This is a genomic window from Pseudoalteromonas shioyasakiensis (genome assembly GCF_019134595.1).
Lineage (GTDB): Bacteria > Pseudomonadota > Gammaproteobacteria > Enterobacterales > Alteromonadaceae > Pseudoalteromonas > Pseudoalteromonas shioyasakiensis_A.
Genome location: NZ_CP077770.1, coordinates 216374 through 238934 on the forward strand (window position 1 = coordinate 216374; position 22561 = coordinate 238934).

Below are 22561 nucleotides of genomic sequence, written 5' to 3' on the forward strand. Positions count from 1 at the left end.
CGAAAATTAAACAAAATTTAATTTAGACCTTTGAGATTTTCAAAATAGTTGTTGCATTTATCACCAATCTATCTATAATACGCAGGCTTTCAAAATTCCCTCGGGAACTTGGAAGGAAAAATTAAGCTTGGATTTCAAGCTAATAAACAGGAATTCCGATTTGGAATTCATCGTAGATATAAGAAAGCAGCCGACATCTTAGTTATTAAGATTGTTTCGGTCGTTTTTTTATGCTCTTTTTAAATGCTCTTTATATTGAGGTTTAAGAATGTCAAATCAACGCATTCGTATTCGCCTAAAAGCTTTTGACCACCGTTTGATTGACCAATCAACGGCGGAAATCGTGGAAACTGCGAAACGCACTGGCGCACAAGTACGTGGTCCAATCCCACTACCTACACGCTTTGAACGTTTTACTGTACTAACTTCACCGCACGTTAACAAAGACGCGCGTGATCAGTACGAAATCCGCACCCATAAACGTCTGATCGACATCGTAGAACCAACTGACAAGACTGTTGACGCTCTAATGCGTTTAGATCTTGCTGCTGGTGTTGATGTTCAAATCAGCCTGGGTTAATCGGAAGATTAGAGAGGTTTTAGGAAAATGGCATTAGGTCTAGTCGGTCGTAAAGTGGGTATGACACGTATCTTCACTGAAGATGGTGTATCTATCCCTGTGACAGTTATCGAAGCGACACCTAACCGCATTGCTCAGATCAAATCTGAAGCAACTGACGGTTATAACGCGCTTCAAGTAACCGCAGGCACTAAAAAAGCAAGCCGTGTAAACAAAGCAGCAGCGGGTCACTTCGCTAAAGCTGGTGTTGAAGCGGGTCGCGGTCTGTGGGAATTCCGCCTAAATGGTGGTGAAGGCGATTTTGAAGTAGGCGCTGAGCTTACTGTTGAATTATTCAACGAAATCAACAAAGTTGACGTAACCGGTACTTCTAAAGGTAAAGGTTTCCAAGGTGGTGTTAAGCGCTGGAACTTCAGCATGCAAGACGCTACTCACGGTAACTCTCTATCTCACCGTGCTCCTGGTTCAATCGGTCAAAACCAATCACCTGGTAAGGTGTTTAAAGGTAAGAAAATGGCCGGTCACATGGGTGCTGAGCGTGTAACGACTCAAAACTTAGAACTAGTTCGCGTTGACGCTGAGCGTAACTTGCTTTTAGTTAAAGGTGCAGTACCTGGCGCTATCGGCGGTGACGTTATCGTTAAACCAGCTGTTAAAGCATAAGTCCTGGAGATTTAGTGATGGAATTAGCAATTAAAGACGCTTCTGGCGCTCTTGAAGTTTCTGAAGCTACTTTTGGACGTGAGTTTAACGAAGCATTAGTACACCAAGTAGTTGTTGCTTACGCAGCAGGTGCTCGTCAAGGTACTCGTGCTCAGAAGACACGTTCTGAAGTAAGCGGTGGTGGTAAAAAACCATGGTCTCAAAAAGGTACTGGCCGTGCACGTGCTGGTACAATTCGTAGCCCAATTTGGCGTTCAGGTGGCGTTAGCTTCGCAGCTAAACCACAAGATCACAGCCAAAAAGTAAACCGTAAAATGTACCGCGGTGCGATCAAAAGCATCTTATCTGAATTAGTTCGTCAAGAGCGTTTAATCGTTGTTGAGCAGTTTGGTCTTGAAGCACCAAAAACTAAAGAACTAGTTTCTAAGCTTAAAGAACTTGAGCTTAAAGATGTTCTAATCGTGACTGAAGAAGTAGATGAGAATCTTTTCTTATCGGCACGTAACCTATACAAGGTTGACACGCGTGATGTAGCTGGTATCGATCCTGTAAGCCTAATCGCTTTCGATAAGGTACTTATTACAGCTGCTGCTGTTAAGCAACTTGAGGAGGCGCTAGCATGATCCGTGAAGAACGTCTTTTAAAAGTGATCCTTGCTCCACACATCTCTGAGAAAAGCACTATCGCTGCTGAAGAGAACAACACGATTGTTTTCAAAGTAGCTTCTGATGCAACTAAAGCTGAAATCAAAGCTGCAGCAGAAAAGCTTTTTGAAGTAGAAGTAACTGGTGTTCGCACACTAAACGTTAAGGGTAAAACAAAACGTACTGGCATGCGTTTCGGTCGTCGTTCAGACTGGAAGAAAGCTTACGTTACTCTTAAAGAAGGTAGCGAGCTAGACTTTGTCGGCGGCGCCGAGTAATAAGGGGAGTTAGAATTATGGCACTTCAAAAGTGTAAACCAACTTCTGCGGGTCGTCGTCACCTGGTTAAAGTGGTTAACCCAGATCTACATAAGGGTAAACCTTACGCACCACTACTAGAGAAAAACTCTAAGTCTGGTGGTCGTAATAACAAAGGTCGTATCACGGTTCGTCATATCGGTGGTGGTCATAAGCATCATTACCGTGTAATCGACTTTAAACGCACTAAAGATGGCATTCCAGCTGTTGTTGAGCGTCTAGAGTATGATCCAAACCGTAGCGCAAACATCGCTCTTGTATTATATGCAGACGGTGAGCGTCGTTACATCATTGCACCTAAAGGCTTAAAAGCTGGTGATTCAATCCAATCTGGTATTGATGCACCAATCAAAGCTGGTAACACGTTACCAATGCGTAACATGCCTGTAGGTTCGACTGTTCACAACGTAGAATTAAAACCAGGTAAAGGCGCGCAAATCGCACGTTCTGCTGGTGCATACGTTCAAATCCTTGCTCGTGAAGGTCAATACGTAACTCTACGTCTTCGTTCTGGCGAAGTTCGTAAAGTTCCAGCTGACTGTCGCGCAACACTTGGTGAAGTAGGCAACTCTGAGCATATGCTTCGTTCACTAGGTAAAGCTGGTGCAAATCGCTGGCGTGGTATCCGTCCGACAGTTCGTGGTGTTGCCATGAACCCGGTAGATCACCCGCACGGTGGTGGTGAAGGTCGTACATCTGGTGGTCGTCATCCTGTGTCTCCATGGGGTAAACCGACTAAAGGTGCTAAGACACGTAAGAACAAGCGTACTGATAAATTTATCGTACGTCGTCGTACTAAATAATAGTTGAGGAATAGCCATGCCACGTTCTCTCAAGAAAGGTCCTTTTATTGACCTACACTTGCTGAAGAAGGTAGAGAAAGCGTTGGAAAGCGGTGACAAGAAGCCAATTAAAACTTGGAGCCGTCGTTCAATGATCATACCTAACATGATCGGATTGACCATCGCTGTCCATAATGGTCGTCAGCACGTTCCTGTGTTTATCACAGACGAAATGATCGGTCACAAACTAGGTGAATTTGCACCAACTCGTACTTACCGCGGTCACGCTGCGGATAAGAAAGCGAAGAAACGTTAAGAGGGGAATGATAAATGCAAGCATTAGCTAAACATAAATTCGCCTCTGGTTCGGCGCAAAAAGCACGTCTAGTTGCAGATCAGATCCGCGGACTTCCGGTTGATCGCGCTCTAGAAATCCTGGCGTACAGCCCTAAAAAAGCGGCTGTATTAGTTAAAAAAGTACTTGAGTCTGCTATTGCTAACGCAGAGCATAACGAAGGTGCTGACATTGATGAGCTTCGTGTAACTACGATCTTTGTGGACGATGGTCCAACAATGAAGCGTATTATGCCACGTGCTAAAGGACGCGCAGACCGCATCCTTAAGCGTACAAGCCACATCACTGTTGTGGTTTCAGATAGCTAGGAGTATAAGTAATGGGACAAAAAGTTCATCCTACTGGTATTCGCCTAGGTATCTCTAAACCTTGGGTTTCTACCTGGTACGCGAATTCAAAAGATTTCTCTGATCAGCTTTTTGGCGATCACAAAGTACGTACTTTCCTTACTAAGGAATTAAAAGCGGCTTCTGTGTCTAAAATCGTTATCGAGCGTCCAGCTAAATCTATCCGTGTAACAATTCACACAGCTCGTCCTGGTGTTGTTATCGGTAAAAAAGGCGAAGACGTTGAAAAACTACGTCAAGCAGTAACTAAGATTGCAGGTGTTCCGGCTCAGATTAATATCGCTGAAGTTCGTAAGCCTGAACTTGATGCACAACTAGTAGCTGACGGTATTGCGTCACAGCTAGAGCGTCGTGTTATGTTCCGTCGCGCTATGAAGCGTTCGGTACAAAATGCAATGCGCATTGGTGCAAAGGGTATCAAAGTTGAAGTTAGCGGTCGTCTTGGCGGTGCTGAGATCGCACGTTCAGAATGGTATCGTGAAGGTCGTGTACCTCTACATACTCTTCGTGCTGATATCGACTACGCAACTTCTGAAGCCTTAACCACTTATGGTATCATTGGTGTTAAAGTTTGGATCTTCAAAGGCGAAGTTATTGGTGGTTTACCACTAGTACAAGAGCAAGAGAAGCCAGCTAAACGCGCGCCAAAGAAAGCCAAAAAAAGTGCTAAGTAGAGGTAGCGAGTAATGTTACAGCCAAAACGTACAAAATTCCGTAAAATGCACAAAGGCCGCAACCGCGGTTTAGCGCAAAACGGTAACAAAGTAAGCTTCGGTACTTTCGGTTTGAAAGCTACTGGCCGTGGCCGTATGACTGCTCGTCAAATCGAAGCAGCTCGTCGTGCTATGACACGTCACGTAAAGCGTCAAGGTAAAATCTGGATTCGTGTATTCCCAGATAAGCCAATTACGAACAAACCATTAGAAGTTCGTATGGGTAAAGGTAAAGGTTCTGTTGAGTATTGGGTTGCTGAAATTCAACCTGGTAAAGTACTTTACGAAATGGAAGGTGTTCCTGAAGAGCTTGCTCGTGAAGCATTCAACCTTGCAGCGCGTAAATTACCATTCACAACAACTTTCGTAACTCGGACGGTGATGTAATGAAAGCTAGCGAACTAAAAGACAAAAGCGTAGAAGAGCTAAATGCTGAACTTCTAGGACTTCTTCGTGAGCAGTTCAACCTGCGCATGCAAGCAAGCACTGGTCAGTTAGCTCAGACACACACGCTAAGAACAGTACGTCGCGATATCGCGCGTGTAAAAACAGTTATTAACCAGAAGGCAGGTCAATAATGAGCGATAAAATCCGTACTCTTCAAGGCCGTGTAATCAGCGACAAGATGGATAAATCTTTCACTGTTGCTATCGCACGTTACGTGAAGCATCCAGTATATGGAAAATTCATCAAACGTACGACTAAACTACACGTACATGACGAAAACAACACAGCTCAAGCTGGTGACGTAGTTACTATCTCTGAGTGTGCTCCTATTTCTAAGACTAAGTCTTGGACTTTAGTAGACGTTGTTGAGCGTCCAAAGAAAGCTTAATTTTTAATTAAGTTTCCTTACTAAAAAGCCCCGGCATCTGCTGGGGCTTTTTGTTTTTAAAATACAGTAGGAAGCCGTCAGCCGTCAGATTAGATCGAGAAGGATGCTTTCATTTCAGTGTAAGAAAACAAGTTAATAGTTACTTCAGGTTAAACTGGATTTAGCTTGTCCTAGCACCTTCAATCATTTCCCCAACGCTTTATCTATCTCTTCTCTTAAGCGAGGGCCTTTTAGGTTTTCAGCCATGATTTCGGCAACTTTTGCATTGCTACTATTTTCAAGAGTGGTAATGCGTTCTGCTAAATCACTGGCATAACTATTGTTGCCGTCTCTTGTTGCGCGGAAAAATTGGCCTATGAGGGCTGTGGCAGAAATATTGCGAACATAATCATTATCGTCTGTTTGTAACAGCTTTTGAAAATGCTCAGCGAGCTTAGGTGAGACGTTATTTTGGCGAGATAAATTCTCTAATGTACTGACACGAATTTTAGGATCGTTGGTGTATTCGCTAATGCTTATCATGGCATCGATTACTGCATTTGCTTGGCTGTCGTCCAAGTCGCGTCTGAGCATGCTGAGGGTCATTTTTAGTTGCCCATAGGCTGCTAAGCGCTCATTTTCTGACTTACTCAAATTAAGTAAGGTAGCAAGTGCTTCATTTATTGAGCTGTCGGCATATTGTGGGTCTGCTTTGATGCGTTCGCGGTAGTCATCAGGTAAATTACTTAGCCAGCCAAGCGCCGGGTTTCTCTTTTCGATTTCGACTCGTCGCTCTTTTTCTTGCTGTTCCATTGATTGTTTAACTAATGAGGCAAGTCGCTCAGGATCAATTGTAGGCGCTTTATTTTCAAGCTCGTGGATGCGTGTTTCGAGATCTAAAATATAGCCATGTAAGGCGACTAGGTTTTCTCTGTCTTGCTCTGGAATGGCTAACTCTTTTAAGTTAGGTTTTGCTTGCTGCATAACTACAGGCTTGTCAGTCGAGTTTGCTTTTGTATAGCTATAAATTGATAAGCCTAGTGCAATGCTTGCAAATGCCAGCGCAGTATTCCCTTGCCAAGTTGACATATCACATCATCCAAGTTGCTTTGTAATATCAGCAGATTAAAACAAGCCATTTGTATTATCAATTACTTATGATGATAAAAACAAAAAGCGCAGCTAGTTAGCTGCGCTTTTAAATGGAGTTTGTGTCGATTAATGGGCTTTTGCGTATGCTTCAGCTTGTTGCCATACACGTAGCATATTGCCACTTAAAATCTTTTTGATGTCTTTATCGCTATAACCACGGTCCATTAGACCTTGCACTAGGTTAGGATAGGTAGATACATCTTTTAAGCCAGTAGGTAGAGAGTCGCCTACACCATCGTAATCTGAGCCAATACCTACATAATCGATGCCAATTAGCTCAACTACATGGTCAATGTGATCAAGTACTTGTTCTAAGCTTGCAAATGGGAATGGGTTTTTAGCGCGATAAGCAGCATCAAAATCTTTGCTTAGCTTAGTACCATCTTTTTTCTTTTCAGCCTTTGCTGATTTAAGTTGATCGTACCAAGAGCCTGCTTTTGCTGTAACAAAGCTTGAACCGAAGTTAATTTGAATAACACCCCCATTCTTTTTAAGAGCTAACAGCATATCGTCGTTCATATTACGCTCAAAGCCTGGGGTGTATTTACGCAGTGACGAGTGTGAAGCAATCACGGGTACCTTTGAAATTTCCATCACTTGGTAAAACGCATCATCAGAAATATGTGATACATCAACCAGCATACCAATGTTGTTCATTTCTTTTACCAGCTCTTTACCGAATGGGCTCAGGCCTTTCCACTTACGACGGATGTCATAAGATGAATCAGAAATGTGGTTACTCTGCGAGTGAGCTAGCGTGATGTAACGTACGCCACGCTCATAAAAATGCTTAAGGTTTTTAATGTCGCCTTCGATAGGTGAACCGTTTTCCATACCCATAGCAATCGACATTTTGCCTTGTTTAAACTGCGCTTTAATATCAGCAGTAGAGTCTGCAATAGCGAACTTATCTGGTGCGCGTTGCGCAATCGCTTCCATAGAGTCGATTAGTTGATTTGCTAATTGGTAGCTTTTACCTTTACCTTCAAATTCTAGGTTTGCAGGAATGTAAATTGACATGAAAGGAGCGTTCAAACCACCTTGCACAGCACGCGGATAATCAAAATCACCGTCGCTTGTAGCTTTGGTTACGTCAGCCCACTTGTTATGAATACGGTAAGGCACATCGATATGGGTATCGATTAAAATAGTGTCTTTTGCCAGTTTAATGGCTTTATCTGATGCAGTAACCTGATCTGCATTTGCTTGACCAATTAAGGCCAAAGAAACAGCGGCAACCAGTGAGCTTAGTTTTTTCATTTTTTAATGGCTCTTTAAGTTAAAAAGCCATTGTGAAGGGTTACAGTATAACTTACAAGTTTAGTCGTTAAACGACGCTTGATACTCTGGGTCAGCTTGTAGAGCAATGAATTCAGCTTTAGATATAATCGTAACTGACTCATGTAACTCAGAAAAAAACACCATGGCTTCACCATTCTTAAGCTGTTGATGAACCTGCGCTACTTTGCTTTCAATGCTAAATTCTTGTTCGCCGTAATCAGTGCCTTCACGTAAAACATAACTTTCGATTAAATTATACAGAGTCTCTTTATCGAGGCGTTCGTGGGGAATGATCATAACTGCTCTTTTTTAACTAATTGTTGAAAATACTCAGGAACAATTCGTTCAAGCCAATATTCGGGCTTAAAAGGATTTTTACCGCTAATAAATCCAACATGGCCCCCTTGTTCTGAGATGCGCAGCGTAACATGTTCACTCACATCTAAGCTATCTGGCACGGCTTTTATTGATAACATCGGGTCATCTTTTGCGTGCACAATCAGCGTAGGTGTTGCAATGCTTTTTAAAAACGGTTTTGCACTCGCTTGCTGATAGTAATCTTCAGCACCGGCAAAGCCATGCAATGGTGCCGTGAGCATATTATCGAATTGCCATAAGTCATCAATCGCCATAAGTTTTTCTGGCGTTAGGCTAATTTGCTGTTCGATTTGTGGTAGCTTTCTTTGCATCGACTTTTTCATACGGTCGAGCAAATACTTTTGATAAATCTTACCTAAGCTTTTGCGAATTACTTCACACGATGAAGATAAATCAAACGGCGCAGACACAACGGCTGCGCCAGATAAGTTCGATTGAGCACCTTGCTCACCTAAATACTTTGCCAGCACATTACCACCTAACGAAAAGCCCACGGCAAATAGCGGGCGTTTTGGAAACTTGCTCTTAAGATGGTTGATGAAAAAGCGCAGGTCTTCCGTTTCGCCGCTGTGATAAGCACGTGCTAAACGGTTAACTTCGCGCGAGCAGTTTCGAAAATGCATCAATACAACAGCAAAGCCTTGTTGCTTAAGTTTTTTCATCATGCCTTTAGCATAAAAGCTATTTATATTGCCTTCTAAACCATGCAATACAATAGCGAGGGGTGCTTGCTCGTTATGAGGTGTTGCCCAAGCCAGTTCTAAAAAGTCGCCATCTGGAGTATCGATCGTCGATAAGTCGTAGCGGGTATTATGAAATGGGCGAAAAAAGCGCGGCATTATGGTTTGTAAATGGCGATTGCGCATCCACCACGCAGGCTTAAACTCAGGTAACATAGCTGACACTTTCGAAACAAAATAAGCGCCTATTGTAGCAAGTTTTTGCTTTTTGAGAACCGCTACAAGATTTTAGCTAGCTGCAAATAAAAAGCCCCTAAACAATAAATTGGATAGGGGCTTTGTGCGTCGTGCTTAATTCTTACTTAGGAACTTCTGCGTCGTGTATTTTCTTAATAAAGAAACCAACATAGAAAAGGCATAAAACGATAACAACTGCCAAAATGCCGAATGACATAAATAAAACTGGGTCGCTAAAAAAATCTCTGAAGAATACGTTCATGGTTGTGCCTCCTAATGTCTATGAGTTAATCATAGGCTGGCTTGAGGGCGGCTGATATGATCCAGATCAAGCTATTTTCCTGATGCGAAATAAGGCGATTTAATAGTTGATTTGGATCAAGTTTATTAGGGTAGGTTGGTTTGAGCGTAGCGAAACCCAACGCAACCCATGTAAACCTTTTTTGTTATAAACCCAAACCATCATAAAGCACTCCCAAGGTTATGCTTGACCTAGAAACTCGCTAACTTTCCGATGAACTAATTCACTCATCTAATACTCTTAAAAATAAAACGAGGCGATCGGGTGTTAAAAGGGAATTACAAAGCATGGATCATCTCAATTTCGTTACATGCAGTTTTGTTGGTGTTATTTGCTCGATATGGAAAGTCTGTGAAACTCCCCGCAGTCGCTGAACCGCCAAAAGTAATCAACGCGTATGTGAGTGTTGATTTAACTTCATTACCTAGTTTGCAGAAAATCCAAGAAAAACCTTCACCTGAGCAAACACAAGAAATGCCAGGTGAGGCTAAGTCTTTGCCAAAAAACGAAGATGTTTCGCAGAGTAGCTCTCAGCAGATAAGTGATACTAAAGTAATTAATCCCACAATAAATGAACCAAAAGAAGCTACCTCTGATAATCAGACAGCTGAGAATTCAAAAATAGTCGAAGTGCCTTTTAAAAAGCTCAACCCTTATGCGCCAATCCCACAGCTTAATTTTGAAAATAGAGCTACTAGTGCATCAGCATTTGGGCAAGTTGAAGATACGAATAATAATTCGTCTGCAGGCAGGGTTACAGTGCCTGCGCAGTTAACCGTCTCTGATAATAAAGCAACCGTCGTTTGGCAAAATGGCGATGGCAGCAAGCGTATCGAGGTGCTAAATGGCATGTGTTACGGTATAGATTTTAATTCGGTGTTTGGTAAATCTGGAGTGCCAAGCGGATCGCCCAGACCCTGTGAAGATAAAGAAGCAAAACTATTTAAAGAAATAATGAATAAGTGGAGTAAAAAGTAATAACAAAACACTTTACCTCAACTTAACTTGAGCTTTTAAAGTAGCGTTTTTTGTAATGGATATCGCTATGAACTCACTAGAAAACTATTTATTAAGCCTACAAATCAATTGCTATCACACGTCACTGATACAGATTTCTCAGGTACAAACGCGTATTTGGCAGTCATTACAAAATAATTCTAGTTATGCACATAATGTAATCGAAGAGTTTGAATTAAATGGGCAGTCTATTAGTTACCAGCATGCCGCCCTATTTACGCTGGTTTTACAGCAGCTTGGATATAAAATACAGCCAACAGAAGAAAACGCTTTGTCGGTAAGGCATAGCCATTTATTACATGACATTCGTCTTGTCGAGCAGTTAAACCCTAATGAGGCTTAAGTCATGTTTTATTGTATAAAAAGGCACTTAGCCGAAACTAAGTGCCTTGGCTTAACGAAGTTACCAAATAATTTCTACAAATTCTGGGTGATCCACAAATGGGTTGCGGTTACCTTGATGTTCATAAGCTGCTTGATTACGGTCAAGCTCTAATTGGCTAACAGGATCCTCGTTATGCCATTTTAATAGCATAGCAACGACCCAGCTCTCAAAAACCTGATCAGATGAACCATTCAGTACAGCATTACTGTAGGTTGTGTTGTTTTGCCATGAGCCAATCACGTTTTCATAGCGTGTTGCCATGTAGAAATACGCCCTTGCAAAGTCACCTTTAAATTCATCGATTGGTTCAAAAACCGTTCCTGAGTAATTTAGTGAGCTAGCAGCGCTGCCTAATTTGCTGCCGTTACTAGAGGTATAGCTTGCACTAGCTACTTCACCAAACGGGTAGTTACTGCGTTTTGAATTGACATAACCATCAGTGGCAAAAATGTGATGTACGTCTGAATTCATTGGTTCAACCTTACCGCCAAACCAACTTTTCGGGAAAGAATGCTCACGGTTGTAGCAATCTGCTTCGCTGTTGTATGTACCACATTGGTCGCTTACAGCCACATAGTTGTAGCTGTCTTGGCCTGTGGGATTTTCTGAATAACGATCTAAAATTGAGTTGTCATTTTCAAAATACTTATCGCGTGAAGCAATATCGTAAAAACTCCAAATTGCTGAATAGCCTTGTGAGTTGTGACCTTTGATAATGTTATATAGCTCTGTTTTCAGTGCATAACCACTAAGGCCTTGCGTTGTAACATAGTACCCGGTTGGCTCTGGTGGGTTTGTACCACCGCCGTCACCGCCACCTGAGCTATCACCTAAACTAAAAGGCGTAGCTTCTGAGCTTTGGAAGCTTGCACCACTGGCAAGTACTGTTTGACCTAACGAAAGGCTATAGCTACCGTTACCATAAGAGCAGCAAATGCCATCGCCATAGCTATCAAAAATAGTAAAAGTATAGTCACCATCAGTTAAACATGCTTGCTCACTGTACTGAGTATTTGCTGCATAGCTGCCGCCTGATGCTACTGCACTACCTTGGCTATTGGTGATTTGCCAGCTGGTTTCTTCCCCATAATTATCGGTAGTGAGGGTCAAAGATACTTGGTTATCTGCGCAGCTACCCGTAGGTGGTGGGGTTGAGCCTGTGTTTGGTGCAAAGTTATCTACATAAACGACTTCGCTGCCATCAAAACCAGTTACGTCGTAAAAGCGCAGGCCAACATTAATTGATGTGGTCGCAGAGGCTGTGTACTGATAACTGATTTGTTGCCATTGATTGGTTAATGCTGAGTTAGAATAGCCTTGATAGCCATCAACCACTAAGCGAGCTTTTACGCCACTTTCTGTATGGTAAACCCAAGCAGAAAACTCATAACTTTCACCCGCCACTACCTCTACTAATTGCTGTAAATCGGTATTACTTTGCGTGCCAGTATTAACCACGACTTGCGCTGAGTAATTACCTGAGTAAACCATATTACTGTTAGCGCTAAGACTAATACCGCTATCTATAGTGCTCCAGCTTGCAGGGGTGTTTGCTGACCAGCTTTCGAAGTCGGCGTTATTAACATTTGCCAATGCTGAACTTGCTAAACACAGTAAGCTACTGGCTAGCATATATTTTTTACATGTCCCGTGTGACATTGTATTTTCCTTTTTTATATTTTAATAGTTTTTGCTGTTCTCAAAATGAACACAGCGAGTATAGGCTAATTGGCTTATGTTGCAATAATGTTAATTAATAAAAGTTTCTTATTTGGGAATTTTTGCTTTTAACATGTTTTTTTTGGATAAATACTAAATTAATAACTAAATGGAATATCAAAGCAGATTCTATTCTTTTTTAATCGCCTCAGACCTCGTTATTCTTCACGCTCAGATAAACCTTTAAAGCATTTCTATTGGGTCTTTAAAGTCGAAAAAATTGTTCGCGAAATGACAGTAGCAAGTTCGTTTCGCAGTTAACTTTTCAGGGTTACGAGGAATAAATTCATGTTGTTAAGTCAACTAAATGCAGCGGCGAGCCCGCTATCGCAAGAGCAAGTACAAAAGCTGCAAGGCTTAGTGGCTGAACTTAATCCAATTCAGCAAGCGTGGGTAAGTGGTTACTTAGCTGCTAATGCCAACGCAGGGGTATTAACCGGTGGTGTTGCTGCCGCTCCAGCTGCAGGTGATGCGGCACCGCTAACTATTTTATACGGCTCGCAAACGGGTAACGCAAAAGGCGTGGCGAGCAAGTTAAAAGAGCAAGCAGAGTCGCGCGGCCTAACGGTTAAGCTAGTAAACATGGCTGACTACAAACCAACTGCCCTGAAAAAAGAAAAGTTCATCACGGTTGTTGTCTCAACCTATGGTGAGGGTGAGCCACCAGAAGACGCTGAAAGCCTGCATGAGTTTTTAACGACTAAAAAAGCACCAAAACTAGATGGTGTTAAAGTGGCTGTGATTGGCTTAGGTGACTCAAGCTACGAATTTTTCTGCCAAACAGCAAAAGATTTTGAAGAGCGTTTTAACAAGCTTGGAGCAGAAACTATTTTCCAGCGTGCTGACTTAGACGTTGATTACGATGATGAAGCTGCTAAGTGGATTGATGGTGCACTTGATGCGTTTGAACCTGATCTTAAAGCGCAGCAACAAGCAAGTGGTGGTCAAGTTGTGGCAATGCCATTTGGTGCAGCGGCACCAGTAGCAAGCCAATACACCAAGCAAAATCCATTTGCTGCAGAACTGAGTGTTGTGCAAAAAATTACGGGTCGTGATTCAACCAAAGATGTTCGTCATGTAGAAATCTCATTAGAAGGTTCAGACATCACCTATACACCGGGCGATTCGCTAGGCGTTTACTTCTTAAATGACGAAGCACTTGTTGATGAAGTACTTACGCTTACACAAATCGATGCATCTAGCACAGTTAAACTCGGCGACGAAGAACTAAGTGTTCGTGATGCATTAATCGAAAAATTAGAATTAACTCAGTCATACCCAGGCTTTGTTGAGAAATATGCAACAGCAACTGGCAACCCTGATTTATTAAAGTTAGTTGAAGATAAAGCGGCAATGCGTGAGTACATCGAACCTCGCCAAATCTTCGATATTATTCGTCAAAACCCAGCTCAGCTTGAAGCGCAAACCTTAGTTGATTGCTTACGTAAACTACAAGCACGCTTATATTCGATTGCATCTAGCCAAGCTGAAGTTGAAGAAGAAGTTCACTTAACTGTGGGTCTGGTTGAGTTTGATGCATTCGGTAGCGAGCACTTAGGTGGTTGTTCTGGCTATTTAGCACGTCGTGCTGAAGAAGGCTGCAAAGTAAAAGTATTCAGCGAGCATAACGATAACTTCCGTTTACCGGCTAATGATGAAACGCCAATTATCATGGTAGGCCCGGGTACAGGTATTGCACCTTTCCGTGCGTTTTTACAAGAGCGTGATGCTCGTGAAGCAAGCGGTAAAAACTGGTTATTCTTTGGTAATCCACACTTTACTCAAGACTTTTTATATCAAGTAGAAATTCAAGGTTATTTGAAGTCAGGTTTACTGACTAAAGTGGATGTGGCGTTTAGCCGTGACCAAGCTGAAAAAGTATATGTTCAAGACAAACTTCGCAAAAATAGCCAAGAAGTGTTTGCTTGGTTAGAAGCGGGTGCTCATTTGTATATCTGTGGTGATGCAAACCGTATGGCGAAAGATGTTCATCAGGCGCTTGTAGACATTATCAAAGAAAATAGCGGCAAAGATGATGAACAAGCTGAGCAATATTTAAAAGATTTGCGTAGCGCAAACCGCTATCAGAAAGACGTGTACTAATCACGTTTAAAGCTAACAGCCGTCACTGTAACAAATTTAGGAAATACCATGAGCGAACGAGACAAAAACGTAAAGCTTTCTGATAACGAGCGTTTGAAAAGAGAAAGTAATTTTTTACGTGGCACAATTGAGCAAGATTTAAAAGACGAGATCACCGGTGGTTTCACTGCTGATAACTTCCAACTGATCCGTTTCCACGGCATGTATCAGCAAGATGACCGTGACATTCGCCCTGAGCGCGCAAAACAAAAACTAGAGCCGTTACATAATGTTATGTTACGTGCTCGTATGCCTGGCGGTATCATCAAGCCAGAGCAATGGTTAGCGATTGATAAGTTTGCTGAAGAGAAAACCAGCTATGGCAGTATTCGTTTAACCACGCGTCAAACGTTCCAGTTCCATGGTGTGCTTAAGCCAAACATTAAAGGCATGCACCAAATGCTTAATAGCGTGGGCATTGACTCAATTGCAACGGCGGGCGACGTAAACCGAAACGTGTTATGTACAACGAACCCAGTTGAGTCTGAGCTTCACCAAGAAGCGTACGAATGGGCTGCGAAGATCTCTGAGCACCTATTACCAAAAACCAAAGCGTACGCTGAAATTTGGTTAAATGGCGAAAAGAGTGAAACCACTGAAGAGCCAATCTTAGGTTCAACTTACTTACCGCGTAAGTTTAAAACCACAGTAACAATTCCACCGAACAATGAAGTGGATGTGCATGCGAACGACTTAAACTTCGTGGCAATTGCAGAAAACGGCAAGTTAGTTGGCTTTAACGTGTTAGTGGGTGGTGGTCTTGCGATGACTCACGGTGATACAGCAACGTATCCTCGTAAAGCAGATGACTTTGGTTTTATCCCACTTGAGCACACGTTGAAAATTGCTGAGCACGTGGTGTCTGTACAGCGTGATTGGGGTAACCGCTCTAATCGTAAAAATGCGAAAACTAAATACACACTAGACCGTGTAGGTTCTGATGTATTTAAAGCTGAAGTTGAAAAACGTGCTGGTGTTCAATTTGAGCAAAGCCGCCCGTATGAGTTCACCCACCGTGGTGACCGCATCGGTTGGGTTGAAGGTATTGATGGTAAGCACCACTTAACGCTGTTTATTCAAAGTGGCCGTATTTTAGATTACCCAAATCAACCACTTAAAACAGGCTGCCGTAAAATTGCTGAAATTCACCAAGGTGATTTCCGCATGACGGCAAACCAAAACTTGATCATCGCAGGTGTACCAGCTGATCAAAAAGCGGTAATCGAAGAGATCGCTCGTAATCATGGCTTAATTGATGACAGCCATACAGAACAGCGTAAAAACTCAATGGCGTGTGTGGCATTACCAACGTGTCCGTTAGCGATGGCAGAAGCAGAGCGTTATTTACCAAGCTTAATTGAGAAAACTGAAGCGTTATTAGCTAAGCATGGTATCAGCGATGACAACATCATTATGCGTGTTGTAGGTTGTCCGAATGGCTGTGGACGCGCAATGTTGGCAGAAGCGGGTCTAGTTGGTAAAGGTCCGGGTAAATACAACGTGTACTTAGGTGGTAACCGTGAAGGCACACGTATTCCAAAACTGTATTTAGAAAATGTTGGCGAAGACGTATACCTAGAGGCATTCGATAAGCTTATTGGCCAATGGGCAAGTGAGCGTAATGAAGGCGAGTGTTTTGGTGATTTTGTAATTCGCAAAGGCATTGTTGCTGAAGTTAAAGTTTCAGTAACCGATTTTCACGCATAATTTTATAAGCGACACCGCTTTAAGGTTTGGAATTAACCATGAGTGAATTTAAAAACATCTTAACGATGAGCAAAGAAGACCAAGCAGCTATGTTGGCTGATATTAATGGTCTTCTAGCTGATAAAAGCGCAGAAGAGCGTGTTGCGTGGGCACTTGAAAACTTACCAAGCACGCACTTTTTGTCGTCGAGCTTTGGTATTCAAGCGGCGGTGATGTTGCATTTAGTGACATCACAGCAGCCAGATATTCCTGTGGTACTGACTGACACTGGTTATTTGTTCCCTGAGACTTATCAGTTCATTGAGCAAATGACGGAGCGACTATCGCTTAATCTTAAAGTTTATAAAGCTGAGCTTAGCCCTGCGTGGCAAGAAGCGAAGTTTGGTAAACTTTGGGAGCAAGGTGAAGCCGGTATTAAGCAATACAATCAACTGAATAAAGTTGAGCCTATGAGCCGCGCATTAAACGAGCTGCAAGCAGGCACGTGGTTTAGTGGTTTACGCCGTGACCAATCATCAAGCCGTGCTGATAAGCAAATTGTTGAAATTAGCCGTGGTACTGTGAAAGTGTATCCACTTATTGAGTGGAACAACCGCGATATTTATCAGTATCTAACTAAGCATGATTTGCCGTATCACCCACTTTGGGAGCAAGGTTATGTGTCGATGGGTGATGTACACACCACGCGTAAACTTGAACCAGGCATGACAGAAGAAGAGACGCGTTTCTTTGGTTTAAACCGTGAATGTGGCTTACATATTGACGGTGATGGTATCTAATCCTAAATTCCTATCAGAATTTTCGTAAAGCGCAACCTAGGTTGCGCTTTTTTTGTGCTATTTATATACAATCTCAGGCTTAATTCTATGAGAGAAAATTATGAGTCGTGTTGTTGCTTTTTTATTGTTGCTATTAATTGCGCCTTTAGTGCGAGCAGAAACTTTGCAAGTTGCGTTGTATGACACAGATTACCCCCCTTATCACTTTGCTGATAGTGGTCATAAAGGGCTTGTTGATGAGTTACTAATTCGTTTTGCTGAGAAATATAATCATGATCTTCAATACAAGCTGGTACCAGAAGTGCGTTCACAGCATTTACTTGATGAAGGCAAGGTTGATGTTCGCTTAGAGTCTGAGCAATGGTATCGCGGAGGTAATCAATACTATTGGAGTGATAGCATCGCAGTTGTTGAAGATATTTTAGTGATGCCGAGTGGTTGTCATATTCCAGCAATTGATGAGCTAGGCGGCTATGTGTTGATGGCCCGCTTTGGCTATACCTACCCGCAATTTGAAGCATTATTTGCATCTGGCAAGTTGCACCGTGAGGACTTTTACTCTGAAATAGATATGCTGAGCGCTTTAGTCGACATGCAGCAAAATCAACGCGTTGCTGTGATCGCAAAAAACACACTGCAGTGGTATGCCTCAAAAAATAATGCCTTTAAAAAATTCACGGTGAGTGATTACAGTGTTGGTAAGGCGCCGATGCAATTACAGTTTGCGTACAACGAAAAAGGTAAGCGTATGAGCGAGCAATTTAATGAATTTATGAAAAATCTTAAATCATCCGGTGAATTTGCTAAGATTGAAAGTAACTACCAATAATCGGTAAATGGAATGATTAAGCGTTTTTGTTACCTTGCGGTTATGTTGCTACTAACTAGTATCGCGCTACTGTTTTACATTAAAAAGCCAGACGGTAAACCTTACCTAGAGCTGAGTATGTTCGAGCGTTATTCAGAAAAAGTAAGTGGTGATGTGAGCGATTTTGCTTCGCAAAGTGCCGATACACTGACCAGCCAAGCAAAAAAGCTAACTGAGAAGCTGAACTTTAGTGAAGACGCTAATACACCTGTCGTCGTGTATAAATGGCAAGATGAACATGGTCAGTGGCACTATGCTGATACCCCTCACCCTAATTACGTTAGTACTGCAGTAAGTTTAGATCCGAACGACATAACTGTGCTACCGGCAGAGACTTTTCAAGCTGATGAAGAGCAACCAGCAACCGTTAAAGCTGACGAAACACCTTCTGCGCTTGGTGTATACGACCCTAAAAACGTACAAAAGATGATGCAAGATGCTGAGCAAGTAAAACAGCTTATGGAGCAACGTAACAAGCAGCTTGAGCAGCAGCTCAAAGAGCAAGGTGACAATTAACTTTGTTTGTTCTGTGCTTTGATATCACTTTCCATTTTCATCAGTAAAATAGTGAGATAAATTTTGGTGGGTAAAGAGAACAGCACACCAACGGCAATACACGCTGCGCTGATCATAATGCCATGTATACCCATACTATCACTTAAGTAATTACCAGCTAATAAAGAATGCCCCAAAATTATTAGGCAAATACCTAAAATAATAAAGGTTTTTAAGATTCGAATGATAGTTTGTTCGGTCATACAAGCACCTCACTTTAGCCTTAATTAAAGTGTAGGTGCTGTTGTAATTAACAGGATTGTTCTAAATCAAGCAATTGTTGATTATCTATCCAATTTTACTGGGCCGATGATGTTATCGATGCTTAAATCACCTGAACCCGATTCGATAATTGTTAGGCCGAGTGTGTCATCCACATAAATACTGCCAGAGCCATCGGTAATGGTAACCAGCCCTTTGATGTGTCTTACATCTATATCGCCAGAGCCATCTTCAATAGTCAGCGCACCAGCCAATGTTTTAACGCTGATACTACCTGATTCATCAATAATACGTGCAGGGCCTTGGCTGTTCTCTATTTGGATATCACCAGAGTCATCTTCAATATCAATACGCCCTTGCCCTTGGTCTATCATAATTGAGCCAGAATCGTCTTCAATGCTGATATTGCCGCTGACGTTGCTAATGCGAATATCGCCAGAATCATCATCAATATTAATAGTGCGACCACCTTCGATCACAATTGATCCTGAGTCATCATCAATGCTGATATCATTTTGCATCGCACGTATCACGATATCACCTGAGTCATCATCGATATCCAAGTTAAGGTTGCTAGGCACAGAGACAATTAAATCAATATGAGGTGATGAACCACTGTAAAACGAAAAGTTACCATTATTGAGCTTACTGATAAGCTCTGCGGTGTCGCCGTGCTTTTCGAGGGCTAATGTATAGGTCTCATCGCCTTTAGCCGCATAGATATTAGCATTTACTGTGATAGCCGTGGCGTTGCTGTCGCCTTTGATGATCAGTGAACCTGCTTCGGCATCAATTTTTAGCTCGTTTATATTTACAGCCGACACGCTTAAGTCTTGTTGTTTTTGTTCTGCGATTTGACCCGGAGAGACATGAATAACACAGCCCGTTAATAATAAACTTGATGAGATGGCCGTTGCGCAAATTGCGCGTTTGAATGATGCAATAGTCATATGGATTCCAAAATTATTGTGATTTTTATCTGGTTAGCATTTGCAAACTATGGTCCAATTTTAACATGCTGATTTTTATGTGCTTTTCATTTTTTGTAAATAAGTGTGTTGGTCTAAATTGCAATTAATTAGTGTTTTAAACAAAAAAGGGGCTGAAAATTCAGCCCCTTAGTTAACTTAAAAGCAGTTATTGCTCAGCCAGCATATTACGCAGTACATACTGTAAAATACCGCCGTGTTTGTAGTAATCCCACTCTTTCGGGGTATCAATACGCACATCAACACTAAAGCTAATTTGTTTGCCTTCGCTGTTAGTGGCAATCACACTGACTTCATTCGTTTTGTCATATAAGCCCTCAAAGTCGAATGACTCTTGGCCGGTTAGACCCAATGACTCATAGCTTTCACCTTCTTTAAATTGTAGGGGTAAAACACCCATACCAATCAGGTTTGAACGGTGAATACGCTCATAGCTTTGTGCAATAACGGTTTTAACACCAAGCAGAAGTGAACCTTTAGCAGCCCAGTCGCGTGATGAGCCTGTGCCATATTCCGCGCCCGCTAAAATAATCAGTGGCGTGCCATCTTGCTGATATTGCATCGCTGCATCATAAATACTAGCGAGCTCATCGCTTGGCTGCATACGGGTCACACCACCTTCGGTACCCGGTGCTAATAGATTACGTAAACGCACATTAGCAAAGGTACCGCGCATCATCACTTCGTGGTTACCACGACGCGAACCATACGAGTTAAATTGTGCTTTTTGTACACCGTGCTCTTGCAAGTAAAGACCTGCTGGCGCATCCGCTTTAATCGCACCTGCTGGCGATATGTGGTCAGTGGTAACTGAGTCACCTAATTTTGCTAAACAGCGCGCACCACTAATGCTCGGAATGCCAGGAGGCTCAATCTCCATACCATCAAAGAAAGGTGCTTTTTTGATGTAGGTTGACGCATCATCCCAATCATAAAGCTTGCCATCAGGAATTTGAATTTTCTGCCAACGATCATCGCCTTGATATACGTTGCCATAGCTTGATGCGAACATTTCTTTGGTCACGGTTTCGCGGACGAGTTCGTTCACTTCACTAACACTTGGCCAAATATTTTTTAGATAAATGTCATTACCATTAGGGTCTTGCGCAAGCGGCTCGTTGTAAACGTCAATATCTGTACGACCCGCAATTGCGTATGCAACCACAAGGGGTGGTGAGGCTAAGAAGTTCATTTTCACATCTTGGTGAATACGGCCTTCAAAGTTACGGTTACCCGATAAAATAGAGCTTACAACCAGTTTATGTTTTTGAATTGCATCAGTGATTTCATCAGCTAGTGGGCCTGAGTTACCGATACAGGTTGTACAACCATAACCGACAAGGTTAAAGCCTAACGCATCTAAATCATCCATTAAGTCGGCTTTTTTCAAGTAATCAGTCACCACTTGTGAGCCAGGAGCAAGTGAGGTTTTAACCCATGGTTTAACCTTTAAGCCCAGTTGCTTGGCTTTTTTAGCCACTAGGCCAGCAGCTAAAATAACACTTGGGTTAGAAGTATTTGTACAACTTGTAATTGCAGCAATAACACAAGCGCCATCATTAAGCTCAAACTCTTCGCCTTTAAAGTTAACCTTAGCAGCGCCCATAAACTGTGCTTCGTTCACTGGCTCATCAGGATTGGTGGTTGGGCCTTCATCTTCAATGCGCGCCTCTTGAACATCGCTTTTATCGCGATGTTGCATACGTTCTTCTTGAAAGCCTTTTAAGTGCTCACCAATAATGCTACCTGCTTTATCAAGGGCAATTCTATCTTGCGGACGTTTAGGTCCGGCAAGGCTTGGCACAACATCATCAAGTGATAGCTCTAGTGTGTCGGTGTAATGAGCTTCATCACCAGGGTTACGCCATAAACCTTGGTGCTTAGCATAGTCCTCGATGAGTTTAAGTTGTTTGTCATCGCGGTTAGTTAAACGTAGGTAGTTGATGGTTTCATCATCAATTGGGAAAATACCGCAGGTTGCACCATACTCAGGCGCCATGTTTGCGATAGTTGCACGATCTGCAAGCGGTAAATCAGCAAGGCCATCCCCATAAAACTCAACAAATTTACCTACTACGCCATGGTTACGCAGCATTTCTGTGACGGTTAGTACAAGGTCGGTTGCTGTTGTGCCTTCTGGCAGGCGACCATTGAGCTTAAAGCCAACGACCTGTGGAATAAGTAAGCTGATTGGTTGACCAAGCATTGCAGCTTCGGCCTCAATACCACCTACGCCCCAGCCTAATACTCCAAGACCATTGATCATGGTGGTGTGCGAATCGGTTCCGACGAGGGTATCTGGGTAGGCGAGTGATTGACCATTTTTACTATCGTTAAATACCACGCGGGCTAAATATTCTAAGTTAACTTGGTGAACGATACCGGTTGCTGGTGGTACGACTTTCAAGTTATCGAAGGCGGTTTGTCCCCAGCGTAAAAATTCGTAACGCTCTTTGTTACGCTCATATTCAAGTTTCGCATTTAAGTCGAATGAGCCATCTTCACCGTAGCCGTCAACTTGCACTGAGTGGTCAATAACAAGCTCAGCAGGTGACAGCGGGTTAATTTTCGCAGGATCGCCGCCAAGTTTTTCCATGGCATCACGCATCGCGGCTAAATCGACAATGGCGGGTACGCCAGTAAAATCTTGCATTACAACGCGAGCAGGTGTAAACGCGACTTCTGCTGATGGTTTCGCTTGTGGATCCCAGTTTAGTAAGGCATCGATATCTTGTTTTTTAATATTAACGCCATCTTCATTGCGCAACAGGTTTTCAAGTAAGATTTTTAGTGAGAATGGCAGACGTTTTGCTTTGTCGCCTAAACCTTGTAAAGAGTGTATATGATATTGCTCACCATTAATCGTAAGCTGTTTTTGGGTATCAAAACTGTTATTCATTATTTGCCCCTGTGGTTTGAGCAAGCAATTTGGCT

General features: G+C 42.5%; 27 protein-coding genes. 18 read left to right on the plus strand and 9 right to left on the minus strand.

The window, feature by feature from the left end:
- Positions 1–268 precede the first annotated feature (268 nt).
- Genes rpsJ through rpsQ form a run of 11 tightly spaced genes read left to right on the plus strand, consistent with a single transcriptional unit; the run spans position 269 to position 5236 of the window.
- The gene (rpsJ, locus tag KQP93_RS01035) at positions 269–580 is read left to right on the plus strand and encodes a 30S ribosomal protein S10 (protein ID WP_002957900.1); all 312 of its coding nucleotides are present in this window, start codon (positions 269–271) and stop codon (positions 578–580) included.
- Positions 581–607: 27 nt separating this feature from the next.
- Complete coding sequence (rplC, locus tag KQP93_RS01040) at positions 608–1243, plus strand: 50S ribosomal protein L3 (protein WP_036974218.1); 636 nt, start codon at positions 608–610, stop codon at positions 1241–1243.
- Positions 1244–1260: 17 nt separating this feature from the next.
- Entirely contained in the window at positions 1261–1866 is a 606-nt protein-coding gene (rplD, locus tag KQP93_RS01045; RefSeq protein WP_054552367.1) for a 50S ribosomal protein L4, read from the plus strand.
- Entirely contained in the window at positions 1863–2165 is a 303-nt protein-coding gene (gene rplW / locus KQP93_RS01050; protein ID WP_054552368.1) for a 50S ribosomal protein L23, read from the plus strand. Before rplD ends, rplW begins: the two co-directional genes overlap by 4 nt.
- Positions 2166–2182: 17 nt before the next feature.
- Complete coding sequence (rplB, locus tag KQP93_RS01055; RefSeq protein ID WP_058583716.1) at positions 2183–3007, plus strand: 50S ribosomal protein L2; 825 nt, start codon at positions 2183–2185, stop codon at positions 3005–3007.
- A 16-nt stretch (positions 3008–3023) separates the two neighbouring features.
- The gene (rpsS, locus tag KQP93_RS01060; protein ID WP_010376377.1) at positions 3024–3302 is read left to right on the plus strand and encodes a 30S ribosomal protein S19; all 279 of its coding nucleotides are present in this window, start codon (positions 3024–3026) and stop codon (positions 3300–3302) included.
- Positions 3303–3316: 14 nt separating this feature from the next.
- Positions 3317–3649 (plus strand): 50S ribosomal protein L22, encoded by a 333-nt coding sequence (gene rplV, locus KQP93_RS01065; protein ID WP_004588690.1) that lies wholly within the window; start codon positions 3317–3319, stop codon positions 3647–3649.
- Between the two features lie 11 nt (positions 3650–3660).
- Complete coding sequence (gene rpsC / locus KQP93_RS01070; RefSeq protein WP_054552370.1) at positions 3661–4362, plus strand: 30S ribosomal protein S3; 702 nt, start codon at positions 3661–3663, stop codon at positions 4360–4362.
- Positions 4363–4374: 12 nt separating this feature from the next.
- Positions 4375–4788 (plus strand): 50S ribosomal protein L16, encoded by a 414-nt coding sequence (gene rplP, locus KQP93_RS01075; RefSeq protein ID WP_217875521.1) that lies wholly within the window; start codon positions 4375–4377, stop codon positions 4786–4788.
- On the plus strand, positions 4788–4979 hold the full coding sequence (rpmC, locus tag KQP93_RS01080; RefSeq protein WP_054552371.1) for a 50S ribosomal protein L29: 192 nt from the start codon (positions 4788–4790) through the stop codon (positions 4977–4979). Before rplP ends, rpmC begins: the two co-directional genes overlap by 1 nt.
- Positions 4979–5236, plus strand: coding sequence for a 30S ribosomal protein S17 (rpsQ, locus tag KQP93_RS01085; protein ID WP_217875522.1), 258 nt, complete (start codon positions 4979–4981; stop codon positions 5234–5236). Before rpmC ends, rpsQ begins: the two co-directional genes overlap by 1 nt.
- Positions 5237–5419: 183 nt before the next feature.
- On the opposite strand, the gene KQP93_RS01090 is transcribed toward rpsQ, so the two are convergent.
- The 5 genes from KQP93_RS01090 to KQP93_RS01110 form a co-directional block, all read right to left on the minus strand.
- Positions 5420–6304 carry a hypothetical protein gene (locus tag KQP93_RS01090; protein ID WP_217875523.1) on the minus strand — a complete coding sequence of 295 codons (885 nt, stop codon included), beginning with the start codon at positions 6302–6304 and terminating at the stop codon, positions 5420–5422.
- A gap of 129 nt (positions 6305–6433) precedes the next feature.
- Positions 6434–7627, minus strand: coding sequence for a dipeptidase (locus KQP93_RS01095; RefSeq protein WP_217875524.1), 1194 nt, complete (start codon positions 7625–7627; stop codon positions 6434–6436).
- A 60-nt stretch (positions 7628–7687) separates the two neighbouring features.
- Positions 7688–7945, minus strand: coding sequence for a YheU family protein (locus KQP93_RS01100; RefSeq protein WP_054554495.1), 258 nt, complete (start codon positions 7943–7945; stop codon positions 7688–7690).
- Positions 7942–8922: a hydrolase gene (locus KQP93_RS01105; RefSeq protein WP_217875525.1), complete on the minus strand. Its 981-nt coding sequence runs from the start codon at positions 8920–8922 to the stop codon at positions 7942–7944. The genes KQP93_RS01100 and KQP93_RS01105 overlap by 4 nt, the downstream gene beginning before the upstream one ends.
- A 142-nt stretch (positions 8923–9064) precedes the next feature.
- Positions 9065–9205 carry a DUF3149 domain-containing protein gene (locus KQP93_RS01110; RefSeq protein ID WP_119852677.1) on the minus strand — a complete coding sequence of 47 codons (141 nt, stop codon included), beginning with the start codon at positions 9203–9205 and terminating at the stop codon, positions 9065–9067.
- A 303-nt stretch (positions 9206–9508) separates the two neighbouring features.
- On the opposite strand from KQP93_RS01110, the gene KQP93_RS01115 reads away from it, so the two are divergent.
- Together KQP93_RS01115 and KQP93_RS01120 are read left to right on the plus strand one after the other, a co-directional pair.
- Positions 9509–10222: a hypothetical protein gene (locus KQP93_RS01115; RefSeq protein ID WP_217875526.1), complete on the plus strand. Its 714-nt coding sequence runs from the start codon at positions 9509–9511 to the stop codon at positions 10220–10222.
- A 67-nt stretch (positions 10223–10289) separates the two neighbouring features.
- Positions 10290–10604 (plus strand): hypothetical protein, encoded by a 315-nt coding sequence (locus KQP93_RS01120; RefSeq protein WP_217875527.1) that lies wholly within the window; start codon positions 10290–10292, stop codon positions 10602–10604.
- 60 nt (positions 10605–10664) lie between these two features.
- Here the strand turns inward: KQP93_RS01120 and KQP93_RS01125 are convergent, their stop codons facing one another.
- Complete coding sequence (locus KQP93_RS01125; RefSeq protein ID WP_217875528.1) at positions 10665–12305, minus strand: endonuclease; 1641 nt, start codon at positions 12303–12305, stop codon at positions 10665–10667.
- Between the two features lie 348 nt (positions 12306–12653).
- On the opposite strand from KQP93_RS01125, the gene KQP93_RS01130 reads away from it, so the two are divergent.
- From KQP93_RS01130 to KQP93_RS01150, 5 genes are all read left to right on the plus strand, one after another.
- A complete protein-coding gene (locus KQP93_RS01130; RefSeq protein ID WP_217875529.1) occupies positions 12654–14468 on the plus strand; it encodes an assimilatory sulfite reductase (NADPH) flavoprotein subunit in 1815 nt (604 codons plus the stop codon).
- Positions 14469–14516: 48 nt separating this feature from the next.
- Entirely contained in the window at positions 14517–16214 is a 1698-nt protein-coding gene (gene cysI, locus KQP93_RS01135) for an assimilatory sulfite reductase (NADPH) hemoprotein subunit (RefSeq protein ID WP_217875530.1), read from the plus strand.
- Between the two features lie 38 nt (positions 16215–16252).
- Positions 16253–16993 carry a phosphoadenylyl-sulfate reductase gene (locus KQP93_RS01140; protein WP_217875531.1) on the plus strand — a complete coding sequence of 247 codons (741 nt, stop codon included), beginning with the start codon at positions 16253–16255 and terminating at the stop codon, positions 16991–16993.
- A 100-nt stretch (positions 16994–17093) separates the two neighbouring features.
- Complete coding sequence (locus KQP93_RS01145) at positions 17094–17822, plus strand: substrate-binding periplasmic protein (protein WP_217875532.1); 729 nt, start codon at positions 17094–17096, stop codon at positions 17820–17822.
- Positions 17823–17834: 12 nt separating this feature from the next.
- Positions 17835–18377, plus strand: coding sequence for a DUF4124 domain-containing protein (locus KQP93_RS01150; protein ID WP_217875533.1), 543 nt, complete (start codon positions 17835–17837; stop codon positions 18375–18377).
- Here KQP93_RS01150 and KQP93_RS01155 read toward each other — a convergent pair.
- The 3 genes from KQP93_RS01155 to acnA all read right to left on the minus strand — a co-directional run bounded on the left by KQP93_RS01155 (position 18374) and on the right by acnA (position 22526).
- Positions 18374–18619: a hypothetical protein gene (locus tag KQP93_RS01155; RefSeq protein WP_217875534.1), complete on the minus strand. Its 246-nt coding sequence runs from the start codon at positions 18617–18619 to the stop codon at positions 18374–18376. The genes KQP93_RS01150 and KQP93_RS01155 overlap by 4 nt on opposite strands.
- Positions 18620–18700: 81 nt before the next feature.
- Positions 18701–19588 carry a DUF4097 domain-containing protein gene (locus tag KQP93_RS01160; protein ID WP_217875535.1) on the minus strand — a complete coding sequence of 296 codons (888 nt, stop codon included), beginning with the start codon at positions 19586–19588 and terminating at the stop codon, positions 18701–18703.
- A gap of 187 nt (positions 19589–19775) precedes the next feature.
- A complete protein-coding gene (acnA, locus tag KQP93_RS01165) occupies positions 19776–22526 on the minus strand; it encodes an aconitate hydratase AcnA (RefSeq protein ID WP_217875536.1) in 2751 nt (916 codons plus the stop codon).
- Positions 22527–22561 lie beyond the last annotated feature (35 nt).

Excerpts from the sequence above, each read along its gene's own strand:
- KQP93_RS01145 (WP_217875532.1), top strand. The coding sequence starts at position 17,094 with ATGAGTCGTGTTGTTGCTTTTTTATTGTTGCTATTAATTGCGCCTTTA.
- rpsJ (WP_002957900.1), top strand. The coding sequence starts at position 269 with ATGTCAAATCAACGCATTCGTATTCGCCTAAAAGCTTTTGACCACCGT.
- rplW (WP_054552368.1), top strand. The coding sequence starts at position 1,863 with ATGATCCGTGAAGAACGTCTTTTAAAAGTGATCCTTGCTCCACACATC.
- KQP93_RS01100 (WP_054554495.1), bottom strand. The coding sequence starts at position 7,945 with ATGATCATTCCCCACGAACGCCTCGATAAAGAGACTCTGTATAATTTA.
- KQP93_RS01130 (WP_217875529.1), top strand. The coding sequence starts at position 12,654 with ATGTTGTTAAGTCAACTAAATGCAGCGGCGAGCCCGCTATCGCAAGAG.
- rpsQ (WP_217875522.1), top strand. The coding sequence starts at position 4,979 with ATGAGCGATAAAATCCGTACTCTTCAAGGCCGTGTAATCAGCGACAAG.
- KQP93_RS01160 (WP_217875535.1), bottom strand. The coding sequence starts at position 19,588 with ATGACTATTGCATCATTCAAACGCGCAATTTGCGCAACGGCCATCTCA.
- KQP93_RS01150 (WP_217875533.1), top strand. The coding sequence starts at position 17,835 with ATGATTAAGCGTTTTTGTTACCTTGCGGTTATGTTGCTACTAACTAGT.
- acnA (WP_217875536.1), bottom strand. The coding sequence starts at position 22,526 with ATGAATAACAGTTTTGATACCCAAAAACAGCTTACGATTAATGGTGAG.
- KQP93_RS01110 (WP_119852677.1), bottom strand. The coding sequence starts at position 9,205 with ATGAACGTATTCTTCAGAGATTTTTTTAGCGACCCAGTTTTATTTATG.
- KQP93_RS01140 (WP_217875531.1), top strand. The coding sequence starts at position 16,253 with ATGAGTGAATTTAAAAACATCTTAACGATGAGCAAAGAAGACCAAGCA.
- KQP93_RS01090 (WP_217875523.1), bottom strand. The coding sequence starts at position 6,304 with ATGTCAACTTGGCAAGGGAATACTGCGCTGGCATTTGCAAGCATTGCA.
- rplB (WP_058583716.1), top strand. The coding sequence starts at position 2,183 with ATGGCACTTCAAAAGTGTAAACCAACTTCTGCGGGTCGTCGTCACCTG.
- rplD (WP_054552367.1), top strand. The coding sequence starts at position 1,261 with ATGGAATTAGCAATTAAAGACGCTTCTGGCGCTCTTGAAGTTTCTGAA.
- KQP93_RS01105 (WP_217875525.1), bottom strand. The coding sequence starts at position 8,922 with ATGTTACCTGAGTTTAAGCCTGCGTGGTGGATGCGCAATCGCCATTTA.
- rplC (WP_036974218.1), top strand. The coding sequence starts at position 608 with ATGGCATTAGGTCTAGTCGGTCGTAAAGTGGGTATGACACGTATCTTC.
- rpsC (WP_054552370.1), top strand. The coding sequence starts at position 3,661 with ATGGGACAAAAAGTTCATCCTACTGGTATTCGCCTAGGTATCTCTAAA.
- rplV (WP_004588690.1), top strand. The coding sequence starts at position 3,317 with ATGCAAGCATTAGCTAAACATAAATTCGCCTCTGGTTCGGCGCAAAAA.
- rpmC (WP_054552371.1), top strand. The coding sequence starts at position 4,788 with ATGAAAGCTAGCGAACTAAAAGACAAAAGCGTAGAAGAGCTAAATGCT.
- KQP93_RS01120 (WP_217875527.1), top strand. The coding sequence starts at position 10,290 with ATGAACTCACTAGAAAACTATTTATTAAGCCTACAAATCAATTGCTAT.
- KQP93_RS01095 (WP_217875524.1), bottom strand. The coding sequence starts at position 7,627 with ATGAAAAAACTAAGCTCACTGGTTGCCGCTGTTTCTTTGGCCTTAATT.
- cysI (WP_217875530.1), top strand. The coding sequence starts at position 14,517 with ATGAGCGAACGAGACAAAAACGTAAAGCTTTCTGATAACGAGCGTTTG.
- KQP93_RS01155 (WP_217875534.1), bottom strand. The coding sequence starts at position 18,619 with ATGACCGAACAAACTATCATTCGAATCTTAAAAACCTTTATTATTTTA.
- rpsS (WP_010376377.1), top strand. The coding sequence starts at position 3,024 with ATGCCACGTTCTCTCAAGAAAGGTCCTTTTATTGACCTACACTTGCTG.
- rplP (WP_217875521.1), top strand. The coding sequence starts at position 4,375 with ATGTTACAGCCAAAACGTACAAAATTCCGTAAAATGCACAAAGGCCGC.
- KQP93_RS01125 (WP_217875528.1), bottom strand. The coding sequence starts at position 12,305 with ATGTCACACGGGACATGTAAAAAATATATGCTAGCCAGTAGCTTACTG.